Source organism: Streptomyces sp. NPDC000941 (assembly GCF_053599555.1).
This window is the reverse complement of the sequence record NZ_JBSFMM010000317.1, coordinates 1-10,257: the sequence shown is the minus strand read 5'-3', so window position 1 is coordinate 10,257 and position 10,257 is coordinate 1. Positions and strand designations below refer to the sequence as shown.

9 protein-coding genes are annotated in these 10,257 nt (G+C 73.4%); 5 read left to right on the top strand and 4 right to left on the bottom strand.

Features of this window, described 5'->3' with window-relative positions; all coding sequences use genetic code 11:
- Positions 1-156 (bottom strand): FAD-dependent oxidoreductase (locus ACWDSL_RS49180; protein WP_450495753.1); only part of this gene is annotated, 156 nt, incomplete at its 3' end.
- A 12-nt stretch (positions 157-168) separates the two neighbouring features.
- Complete coding sequence (locus ACWDSL_RS49175; protein WP_450495752.1) at positions 169-1,950, bottom strand: IclR family transcriptional regulator domain-containing protein; 1,782 nt, start codon at positions 1,948-1,950, stop codon at positions 169-171.
- A gap of 71 nt (positions 1,951-2,021) precedes the next feature.
- Between ACWDSL_RS49175 and ACWDSL_RS49170 the strand changes: the two genes are divergently transcribed.
- The 3 genes from ACWDSL_RS49170 to ACWDSL_RS49160 all read left to right on the top strand — a co-directional run bounded on the left by ACWDSL_RS49170 (position 2,022) and on the right by ACWDSL_RS49160 (position 5,620).
- A complete protein-coding gene (locus tag ACWDSL_RS49170; RefSeq protein WP_450495750.1) occupies positions 2,022-3,206 on the top strand; it encodes a 4-hydroxybenzoate 3-monooxygenase in 1,185 nt (394 codons plus the stop codon).
- Positions 3,203-4,036, top strand: coding sequence for an IclR family transcriptional regulator (locus tag ACWDSL_RS49165; protein WP_450495749.1), 834 nt, complete (start codon positions 3,203-3,205; stop codon positions 4,034-4,036). The genes ACWDSL_RS49170 and ACWDSL_RS49165 overlap by 4 nt, the downstream gene beginning before the upstream one ends.
- Before the next feature lie 129 nt (positions 4,037-4,165).
- Entirely contained in the window at positions 4,166-5,620 is a 1,455-nt protein-coding gene (locus ACWDSL_RS49160; protein WP_450495747.1) for an MFS transporter, read from the top strand.
- Here ACWDSL_RS49160 and ACWDSL_RS49155 read toward each other — a convergent pair.
- Positions 5,617-7,182, bottom strand: coding sequence for a hypothetical protein (locus ACWDSL_RS49155; protein ID WP_450495745.1), 1,566 nt, complete (start codon positions 7,180-7,182; stop codon positions 5,617-5,619). The two genes, ACWDSL_RS49160 and ACWDSL_RS49155, sit on opposite strands and share 4 nt — an antisense overlap.
- A gap of 97 nt (positions 7,183-7,279) precedes the next feature.
- A complete protein-coding gene (gene hemE / locus ACWDSL_RS49150; RefSeq protein WP_450495743.1) occupies positions 7,280-8,365 on the bottom strand; it encodes a uroporphyrinogen decarboxylase in 1,086 nt (361 codons plus the stop codon).
- Between the two features lie 91 nt (positions 8,366-8,456).
- Here hemE and ACWDSL_RS49145 point away from each other — a divergent pair, with 91 nt between their 5' ends.
- Both ACWDSL_RS49145 and ACWDSL_RS49140 read left to right on the top strand, forming a co-directional pair.
- Positions 8,457-9,212 carry a DUF3000 domain-containing protein gene (locus ACWDSL_RS49145; protein WP_450495742.1) on the top strand — a complete coding sequence of 252 codons (756 nt, stop codon included), beginning with the start codon at positions 8,457-8,459 and terminating at the stop codon, positions 9,210-9,212.
- A 228-nt stretch (positions 9,213-9,440) separates the two neighbouring features.
- On the top strand, positions 9,441-10,097 hold the full coding sequence (locus tag ACWDSL_RS49140) for a LuxR C-terminal-related transcriptional regulator (protein WP_450495741.1): 657 nt from the start codon (positions 9,441-9,443) through the stop codon (positions 10,095-10,097).
- Positions 10,098-10,257: the final 160 nt, after the last annotated feature.

The window sequence follows — 10,257 nt, the reverse complement described above, 5'->3', positions numbered from 1 at the left end:
GATCTCGCCCGCGTACAGCTTGCCGCCGAGCCGGCCGGACGCCTCCAGCACGGTCACCCGGGCCCCGCCGGTCAGCAGCCGATGGGCGGCCGCGAGCCCGGAGATACCGCCGCCGACGACCACGACATGGCCCGTGCGGCCGTTCGCTGCGCTCATGACCCCACTCTCTCAGACGCCCGATGGACGTCGGACACCCGACGGACGCCTGGCTCCCAGGCCACGGGGGCGGTGGGCGAAGGCTGTGCGCAGGTCGGCCTCGATACGGGCGGCGGCGGTGTGCAGGGGTGGCAGGAGGGTGCGCACGGTGTCCTCCGGGGTGCCCCGGCCCGCGTGCACGGCGAGGTTGAGCGCCGCAGCCACGCGCCCGTCGGCGTCCCGTACGGGCACGGCCAGGGACCGCAGCCCGTCCTCCAACTCCTCGTCGACCAGGGCGTATCCGCTCTCCGCCACGCCGCCCAGGACGCGCGCGAGCCCGGGTACGGAGGTCAGGGTGTGTCGGGTCAGCGGCCGCGGGTCGAGGTCGGCGAGATACGCGGCGCGGGCGTCCGCGTCCAGGCCCGCGAGCAGCACCCGGCCCATGGAGGTGGCGTAGGCGGGGAAGCGGGTGCCGATGGTGATGTTCACGCTCATGATGCGGACGGTCGGCACGCGCTCGACGTACCGGATGTCGCCGCCGTCGAGGACGGCCAGGGACGCCGACTCGTGGACGGCGCCGACCAGTTCGCGCAGATGCGGCCGCGCGATATCGGTGAAGCCGAGCCCGGCGAGCGGGGCGTAGCCGAGCTCCAGGACGCGGGGGGTGGGGCGGAAGAGGCGGGCTCCGTCGGTCGCGGCGTAGCCGAGCTCCACGAGGGTGAGGAGGGAGCGACGGGCGGTGGCGCGGGCCAGGCCGGTCGCCTCGGCGACGGCGGTGAGGGGCATACCGTCGTGGGGCGGCGGGCCGCCCGGGGGCCGCTCGCCCAGCGCCCGCAGCACGGTCAGCCCGCGCGCGAGCGACTGCAGAAAGCCCGCCCCCATCTCCCGCTTGGCCAGCCGGGCCGGATCCTCGCCGATGGCACCGACCGCGGGCGGCTCGCCGCCCGCGCCCTGCCCGGCCCCCACGGGCGCCGCAAGCGCCGCCTCCATGGCCGGGATCCGGTCCCGCAGAGCGGCCAGTGCGGTCCGTCTGAGGGACGCGATGTCGTGGCGGCTGGTGTGACTGACCACGTTCACCGCACACGCAATACGCCCCGCCGGGTCCCGGAGCGGAACGGCCACCGCCACCAGACCCGGCTCGATCAGCTGGTCGTCAAGGGCACAGCCGTCGTGGGCGGCCGCCTTGGCGCGGTGCGCGAACGCGTCGAGGTCCGGGGCGCCGGCGGGGCCCGGCCTGGGCGGGACGGCGGGGAAGGAGGCGTCCAGCGGGTCGGCGGCACGGCGGGCGCGCCAGTCGGCCCAGGTGCGCTCGTCCCATTCGGCGGCGAACAGCGCGCCGGGGGCGCAGCGTTCGGCGGGGAGGAGGTCGCCGATCCGGAAGGCGAGGGACATCGTGCGGCGCCGGGTGGCCTGGACGACGAAGCGCACGCCGTCGCCGTCCGGGACGGCGACCGAGACCGACTCGTCGAGGGAGTCCGCCAGCCGCTCCGCGAACGGAAGGAGCGCGTCCGGCAGGCCGCCGGCCGCGAGATAGGCATTGCCCAGCTCCATCAGCCGGGTCGCCAGGCTCACCTCGCGCCCGTCCAGCGTCACGTATCCGAGCTGTTGGAGCGTGCCGAGCACGCGGTCGACGACAGAGCGGGCGAGCCCCGTGGCGCGCACCAGGTCGCCGGGGCGGACCGCCGGTCCCGCGCCGTGCGCGGACAGGGCGGTCAGCGCGCGCAGCACGGCGAGGCCGCGCTCAAGAGGGCCGACCGAACCGTCGGCCGAACCGCCAACAGCATTGACAGGCGGCGTGGCCGCGCTGAGACTCATCACCACCCAGATTATGAACCAAGTTTCACCAGGCGAACAACCCCAAAGCGAGAGCAAGAGGGAGCGATGAGATGCGCACGACCGTCGGCATCATCGGCGCCGGCCCCGCCGGCCTGCTGCTCGCCCGTCTGCTGCACCGCGCCGACGTGGACTGCGTCGTGCTGGAGAGCCGCGAGCGCCGCTATGTCGAGGCGCGCCAGCGGGCCGGGATCCTGGAGCAGGGCACGGTGGACGTGTTGCGGGAGTGCGGGGCGGGCGCGCGGATGGACCGGGAGGGGCTGCTCCACCGCGGGATCGAGCTGCGCTTCGAGGGCCGCGCCCACCGCATCGACTTCCCGGCGCTGACCGACGGGCGGTCGGTGATGGTCTACGCCCAGACGGAGGTCGTGAAGGACCTGGTCGCCCTCCAACTCGCCGACGGACCGCCGCTGCTGTTCGGGGCCGAGGTCCTGGCCGTCGAGGATCCCGACTCCGCCACACCCACCGTCCGCTTCCGGCACGAAGGCCGCGAGGGCCGCGAACAGACGCTCAGCTGCGACTACGTGGCGGGCTGCGACGGCTTCCACGGTGTGGCCCGCCGGGCGATCCCCGCCGAGCGCACCGCGGTGTTCGAGCGCGACTACCCGTACTCCTGGCTCGGCGTGCTGGCCGATGTGCCGCCGTCCTGCGAGGAGCTGATCTACGCCCGCCACCGGCGCGGCTTCGCCCTGCACAGCATGCGCTCCCCGCAGGTCTCCCGGCTCTACCTCCAGGTGCCGGCCGGCACGGACCCGGCCGGCTGGTCCGACGAGCGGATCTGGGACGAGCTGTCCGCCCGCTTCGCCGTCGACGGGGACTGGGCCCTGGCACCCGGGCCGATCACCGCCAAGTCGGTCACCCCGATGCGCTCTTACGTCCAGGAGCCGATGCGCCACGGCCGGCTGTTCCTGGCGGGCGACGCGGCGCATATCGTGCCGCCCACCGGCGCCAAGGGCCTCAACCTGGCCGTCACGGACGTGGTCACCCTGGCCCGCGCCCTGACCCTGCACCACGAGACCGGTTCCACCGAACTGCTCGACAGTTACTCCGAGACCTGTCTGCGCCGGGTGTGGCAGGCCGAGCGCTTCTCCGCCTTCATGACCGACACCCTCCATCCGCACCCGGACCGGACCCCGTTCGAGGAGCGGCTGCAACTGGCCCAGCTGGAGCGGATCGCCGCCTCCCCGGCCGCGTCCGCCGAACTCGCCGAGAACTACGTCGGCCTCCCGCTGTCATGACCACGCCCAGCCCCCCGGGTCCCCGTACCCGTACGTCGGCCCCCCACGCCCTGGAGGGCCGCCGCTCGGTCGCGGGCCGGGTGCTCGCCCTGCTGAACGCGTTCGACGCCACGCACCGCTCGCTGTCCCTCACCGCGCTCGCCCGCCGCGCCGACCTGCCGCTGGCCACCGCGCACCGCCTGGTCGCCGCGCTCACCGACTGGGGCGCCCTGGAACGGGACGCGGCGGGCGCGTACCACATCGGGCTGCGGCTGTGGGAGGTGGCGACGCTGTCGCCGCGCGGGGTGGGGCTGCGCGAGGCGGCGCTGCCCTTCATGGAGGACCTGTACGAGGCCACCCACGAGAACGTCCAACTCGCCGTACGCGACGGCCTGGAGGTGGTCTACATCGAGCGGATCTCCGGGCGTTCCGCAGTACGGGTGCGCAGCCGGGTCGGCGGCCGCTGGCCGCTGCACGCGACCGGCGTCGGCCTGGTGCTGCTCGCGTACGGGCCGCACCGGCTGCGCGAGCGGGTGTGCTCGGGGCCGCTGCGCCGCTTCACGGAGCTGACGATCTGCGACCCGGCCCGGCTGCGGGCCGCCCTCGCGGAGGTGCGGCGCGCCGGAATCGCCGTCAGCGACCGGCAGATCACCATGGACGCGCTGTCGGTCGCCGCTCCGGTGCGCGGACCGGGCGGGGACGTGGTGGCCTCGCTGTCCGTCGTGGTCCCGGCCGCCGAGGGGCGGGCGCCGGGGCTGATCCCGGCCGTACGGGTGGCCGCGCACGGCATCTCCCGTACCGTCGCGGCCGCCTGGGGGCAAGCCCCCGTCGCCGAGGCTTCCGGTCGGTGAAAGGGTCCAGCCGCATCTCTTGCCGGGCCGTGATCCAGCCCACACGCTGTGGGACACCTCGCACACCACGACCTCGCGCCGGCTACGCCGAACCCGCGAACCACCGCGCCCAGAGGGGGACCTGAGGCCATGTCCGAAGCGACCGCACCGACCACCGGCCGGGAGCCGGAGGAGGCCGGGTCCGGCGGCTGGAAGCCATATCACACCCTGTGGGCCATGCTGCTCGGCGGCTGGCTCTTCTCGTACGCCGACCGCACCATCACCGGCCCGGTGGTCACCTGGCTCATCGACAACGACCACGGAATGCTGGGCTCCGCCAGCCATCCGCACGCGCTCGGCGGGCTGATCGGCAGCCTCTTCTTCGCGGGCTACATGCTGACGCAGTTCCCCGGCGGCTATCTCGGGGACCGCTTCGGGCACCGCGCGATGCTCGCGATCTCGCTGCTGTGGGCGGGTGTGGCGACGCTCGCCAGCGGTCTTGTCGGCGGGCTGATCGCCTTTGTGGTGCTGCGCGTGCTGACGGGGCTCGGCGAAGGCGTCTTCTACTCCAACGACCGCACCCTGATCGCCCAGCGGACCCCGCCCGCCAAGGCGGGCCTGGGGATGGGCGTGGCGATCACCGGTCTGTCCATCGGGTTGACGATCGCGACCATCAGCGCCCCGTATCTGATCGACTGGGGCGCCGATGTGTTCGGCCATGAGGACGCCTGGCGGATGCCGTTCCTGGTCCTGGGCAGCGCGACGCTGGTGTTCGGCGTGGTCTCGGCGGTCTATCTGCGTCGTATCGGCGGCCCGCTGCGGGCAACCGGCTCGGCGCTGCGGCTCCTGGGCATCTCGGTGGTGCTGTGCGCCGCGGTGCTGGCCGTCTATCTCATCGCCGACGGGGCGGGGCTGCCGAGCTGGGGCGTGGCGGTCCTGGAGTGCGTGCTCGCGTTTGTCCTCATCGGGGCGATCTTCGCCCGGCGCGGCTCACGGCTCGGCGCCGTCTCCCGCAACCGCAACGCGCTGCTGCTCAGCTTCGCCTTCATCGCGGTCATGTGGAACCTGTGGTTCTTCAGCTTCTGGTCGGTGTCGATCGTCGCCGACGCCGCGCACAGCTCCTTCCAGAACGCCGCGCTGGTCGCCACCTTCAACGCGGGCGCGGGCATCCTCGGCTTCCCCGCGGGCGGCTGGCTCTCGGACCGGGCGAAGGACCGGGGCTGGGGGCGGCGGCCGCTGCTGGTCGCGTTCACCGTGGTCCAGGGGTTGCTGGTACTGGTCTTCGGCGCCTATCTGCAGGCCGACGAGACGCCCTCGCTGCTGGTGATGTCGGTGCTTCTGTTCGTCACCAGCCTGTTCTTCAACGCACTCCAGCCCATGGCCCACGCGCTGCTGAACGACGTGGTCGACGCCGCCGAGCGCGGGGCCGCCTTCGGGATGTTCAACCTCGTCGGCGAGATCGGCGCGGTGATCAGCCCGGCGCTCAGCGGCACCCTCTTCGACCACTACGGAACCTGGACGCACGCCGTCTATATCGACGGCGCTCTGATGCTCACCAGCGCCGTCCTGTACTACCTGATCCGCGAGCAGGTAGCCCGCCCCTAAGCCTCGCCCTCGGCGTCGTTCTCCTTCACCTCGTAGAGGACGTCCAGCGCGTCCCGGACCCGCTCGGCCAGCTGGCGGGGGCAGCTCCAGGCGTCGGGGGCGAACGGCTCGTCGGGGGCCTCGAAGTCCCCGGGCGCGCAGAAGTGGTTGAGATGCGCGCCGATCAGCGCGTCGGGGTTGCCCGCGACGCCGTAGCCGCGGCCTGCGATGCGCTCCAGGCCCTGCCAGGGGTGCTCCCCGGGGTGCGGACACGGCTCGTGCAGCGGGGCGAGGTCGATGGTCACGAAGATCTCCTCCAGCACGCCGAGCACGGAGGTCGGCAGCTCGACGGCCATTCCGTCCACCGCCCAGCAGGCGAGCAGCAGCAGGGCGGCCCGCTCCCGCTCGTCCCCGGCCCCGGCTCCGGCTCCGGCTCCGGCCGCGTACCGGCGGGCGGCCCACAGCGCGACGTTCTGCACCAGCTCCTCGTGTTCGGTGACCCAGGACTGCCGGTAGGTGGTGGTGAGGGTGTCGATGTCGATCCGCCCGTCGGCGAGCAGATACTCGGCGTCGAGGTGGGCGGTGTCGCGGCTGCCGAACAGCTTGTCGCGCCCGGCCAGCAGCCGGTCCAGCGTCTCGCGGGCGAGCCCGGCGAGAAAGGCCGGGCACAGCCACCCCTCCAGGGAGGTGTGCCATCCCTCGATGCCGCCCCGCCGCTCGTATACGCCCCGCCCGCCGGGGCTGAGCAGATGGACGCCCACGGTGGCCAGCGCCGCCGGGTCGTCGCCGGTCTCGGGGTGCTCGCCGTCCCGGTGTGCGCAGGGCTCGTCGCCGAGCCCGGGCTGTACGGCCTCGAGCGCCCCGATCATCTCGTCCAGCACCCACTTGCCGCGGATCCGGCCGCTCACCGCGTACCAGCAGGCGGCGCGCAGGATGACCACGAGCCCGGCGCGGCTGTCGCCGTCGGGGTGGGCGCGCAGCGCGGCGGCGTGCTCGAAGAGCTCGTACGCGGGGTCGACGTGCGGGTAGTCCCAGAGGATCGACCGCAGGTGGCCGGCCTTCCGTACGTCGATGAGGGGCAGCCGGGGCGGGACGTCGGCCACGGTGCCGGGGTCGATGATGTCGATGGCCACGCGCGCGTATCCGGCGATGTTGCGCGGACACAGCCACTCCTCCTTGGTGGCCGCGTCGTCCCACTGCCCGTCCTCGGCCTCGCTCCGCCCGTTGCGCAGCAGTGGCAGCAGCCGCGCCAGGTGGTCGTGGCGCTCGTCCAGGTCGTCCTCGTACGGGTGCCGCTGGTGCTCGCAGGCGTGGCCGCGCAGGGAGCTGTCGGCGGCGTCGAGCGCCACCAGGGCGACGCCTTCGACGCCGTCCCCGGTGAGCCAGCCGGTGTGTTCGGCCGTCATCAGCAGGCCGAGCGTCCACAGGTAGGCGTGGTCACCGGTGGGCTCGGCGGTCAGCCGCTCGGCACAGTCGCGGACGAGCCGGTCGGCGTCGTCCTTGGAGCGGCCCTCGCGGACGGCGTCCCACTGGTCGGCCAGTTCCCGGACGCGGTCGGCGGTGATGGCAGGGAAGTCCCTCATGGTCTCCCAGACGATGAGGGACCCCGTGCGGGTTCCGATTACTGAGCGCGCAGACCTGAGTGCTCAGACGTGAGCGCGCAGACCCGAGCGCGCAGGCTCAGCGGGCGGTCCGGGTGTGGACGTACTCCACCAGGCGGGTCAGGGCGTCGGGGTCGGTGCTGGGCAGCACGCCGTGGCCGAGGTTGAAGATATGGCCCTCCAGGCCCCGGGCCGCCTCCAGCACCTCGTCGGTCTTGGCCTCGACGGCCTGGCGCGGGGCGAAGAGCACGGCCGGGTCGAGGTTGCCCTGCAGCGCCTTGCCGGGGCCGACCCGCCGGGCCGCCTCGTCCAGCGGCACCCGCCAGTCCACGCCGACGACGTCCGCGCCCGCCTCGCCGAGCAGCCCCAGCAGCTCGCCGGTGCCGACGCCGTAGTGGATGCGCGGCACCCCGTATCCGGCCACGGCGTCGAAGACCTTCGTGGAGGCGGGCATCACGCGGGCCCGGTAGTCCGCGGGGGACAGGGCGCCGACCCAGGAGTCGAAGAGCTGGACGGCGGAGGCGCCCGCCTCGATCTGCACCTTCAGGAAGGCGGTGGCGATGTCGGCGAGCCGGTCGAGCAGTTCGGCCCACAGCTCGGGGTCGCCGTACATGAGTGCCTTGGTGCGCTCGTGGTTGCGCGAGGGGCCGCCCTCGATGAGGTAGCTGGCGAGCGTGAAGGGCGCGCCGGCGAAGCCGATCAGCGGGGTGGCGCCGAGCTCCCCGGTGAGCATCCCGACGGCCTCGGTGACGTACTTCACATCGTCCGGGTCGAGCGGGCGCAGCCGGTCCAGATCCGCGCGGGTACGGATGGGGTCCGCGATGACCGGGCCGACGCCGGGCTTGATGTCGAGGTCGATCCCGATGGCCTTCAGCGGGACCACGATGTCGCTGAAATAGACCGCGGCGTCCACATGGTGGCGGCGAACCGGCTGCAGCGTGATCTCGGTGATCAGGTCCGGCCGCGTACAGGAATCGAGCATCGCGATGCCCTCGCGGACCTTGTGGTACTCCGGCAGCGAACGGCCGGCCTGCCGCATGAACCACACCGGAGTATGCGAAACCGGCTCACGTCGACAGGCGCGCAGGAAGGCCGAGTCGGCTGTGGTGCTCGCCGCGGTGCGGCCGGTCTGCTGCTGGCCCGAGGGCCGCTCGTTGGCGCTCATGACCCAAATCTTCGCACGGGCCGAACGAGTGACCCGCCAACCCGGGTGTTCTTCCCCGGTTGAGGCCCCAGTTGCGCCTAGTCTTCCGGGCATGGCAGCGGTTCAAGGACACCTCTCGAACGGCGCTGATGGCGCCGGGAGCGCCGACGGGGCGGACGCGGCGGGCGAGGAAGGGGCCCCGGCCGTCTTCCGGCATGCCGTGGCCGGGCTGAGCGCCGTACGGCCGCGGCCCGAGGTGGAGCTCGCCCCGACCCCGCCGCCGCGGCGGCTCGCGCCGTTCTCGTACGCGCTCGAGGCGGCCGTCACCGCGGACCCGGCGGATTCGGGGGGCGATGACGAGGAACTGGCCGAGGGGCGGCTGATCCTGCTGCACGACCCGGCCGGGCACGACTCCTGGTGCGGTACGTTCCGCCTGGTCACCCTGGTGCACGCGGATCTGGAGCCGGAGATGGCGGCGGATCCGCTGCTGCCCGAGGTGTGCTGGTCGTGGCTGACCGGCGCGCTGGAGGCGCGCGGGGTCGAGTACCGGCAGCCGAGCGGCACGGTGACCCGGGCGAGCTCGCACTACTTCGGCGGCATCGGGGAGCGCGAGCCGTCGACCCGGATCGAGATCCGCGCCTCCTGGACACCGGCGGAGCCGCCCGCGGCGGAACCGGCCCTGGGCGAGCACCGGCGGCCGGAGCGGCCCTTCGCCGCGGGCGACGGACCGGCCGGGGTGCCCGACACCGGCGCGCACCTGGCGGCCTGGTGCGATCTGCTGTGCCAGATCGCGGGGCTGCCGCCGGTCGGGGCGGCCGAGGCGGGCGTCGTGTCGCTGCCGCAGCGGCGCGGCCCTCAGCCCCGCTGAGCGCGGCGCCGAGCACCCGCCGGCCGAGCACCTGCTGCCGCGCACGAGCCGGGCATTCGCTGCGCACGATCCGAGCGCTCGGCGGGCGCTCGCTGATCAGGCTTGATCGATCAGTCGTCCTAATTGCCCGAATTGTTACTCACCAAATCGTGATCATTCCCTAAAGCCGGGCCGTATCGGTGCCGAAGGACGTGGTGACCCGTCCCACCACTTCCTCCAGGAGGCCTGGTGTCTGTTCTCCTCGAGCAACCTTCCAGCCTGGTCGCCTATCGCCCGAACAAGCCGACGGCCATGGTCGTCGTCGCCGACCCCCGCGTCCGTTCCACCGTCACCCGTCACCTGTGGGCCCTCGGGGTGCGCGACGTCATCGAGGCGTCGTCCATCGCGGAGGCCCGTCCCCGTATCGGCAACCCCCGCGACATCTGCGTCGCCGATGTCCATCTCCCCGACGGCTCCGGCCTCACCCTGCTGTCCGAGACCCGCGCCGCGGGCTGGCCGAACGGGCTGGCCCTCTCCGCCGCCGATGACATCGGCGCCGTACGCAACGCCCTGGCCGGCGGCGTCAAGGGCTACGTCGTCACCGGCACCCGCACCAACCTGGGCATCCCGGGCCGCCCCGGCGCCGCTCCCCTCGGCGCCGCCCGGATGCACCGCCGCCCGCCGGGCGCCCCCGGACATCCGGGCGGCTACCGCGAGCTGTCGGGACGCGAGGTCGAGGTGCTGAGGCTGGTTGCGGAGGGCCAGTCCAACAAAGCCATCGGCGTCTCGATGGGCCTGTCCGCCCTCACCGTCAAGAGTCACCTCGCCCGTATCGCCCGCAAGCTGGGCACCGGCGACCGGGCCGGAATGGTCGCGGTCGCGCTACGTACCGGGATCATCCACTGACCCCCGCCCCACCCGTCCCCTGAGCCCGCACAGACCCCGCACAGAGCCGGTACAGACCTCGTACAGGCCCCGTACACACCCCGTACAGCCCCTGGCTCCCGCCCAGGCCACCACCGTCCATCCACCGCCCGGCGCCCGCCGACGGAACGTTCCGTCGGCG

Excerpts from the sequence above, each read along its gene's own strand:
- ACWDSL_RS49175 (WP_450495752.1), bottom strand. The coding sequence starts at position 1,950 with ATGAGTCTCAGCGCGGCCACGCCGCCTGTCAATGCTGTTGGCGGTTCG.
- ACWDSL_RS49170 (WP_450495750.1), top strand. The coding sequence starts at position 2,022 with ATGCGCACGACCGTCGGCATCATCGGCGCCGGCCCCGCCGGCCTGCTG.
- ACWDSL_RS49165 (WP_450495749.1), top strand. The coding sequence starts at position 3,203 with ATGACCACGCCCAGCCCCCCGGGTCCCCGTACCCGTACGTCGGCCCCC.
- ACWDSL_RS49160 (WP_450495747.1), top strand. The coding sequence starts at position 4,166 with ATGTCCGAAGCGACCGCACCGACCACCGGCCGGGAGCCGGAGGAGGCC.
- ACWDSL_RS49155 (WP_450495745.1), bottom strand. The coding sequence starts at position 7,182 with ATGAGGGACTTCCCTGCCATCACCGCCGACCGCGTCCGGGAACTGGCC.
- hemE (WP_450495743.1), bottom strand. The coding sequence starts at position 8,365 with ATGAGCGCCAACGAGCGGCCCTCGGGCCAGCAGCAGACCGGCCGCACC.
- ACWDSL_RS49145 (WP_450495742.1), top strand. The coding sequence starts at position 8,457 with ATGGCAGCGGTTCAAGGACACCTCTCGAACGGCGCTGATGGCGCCGGG.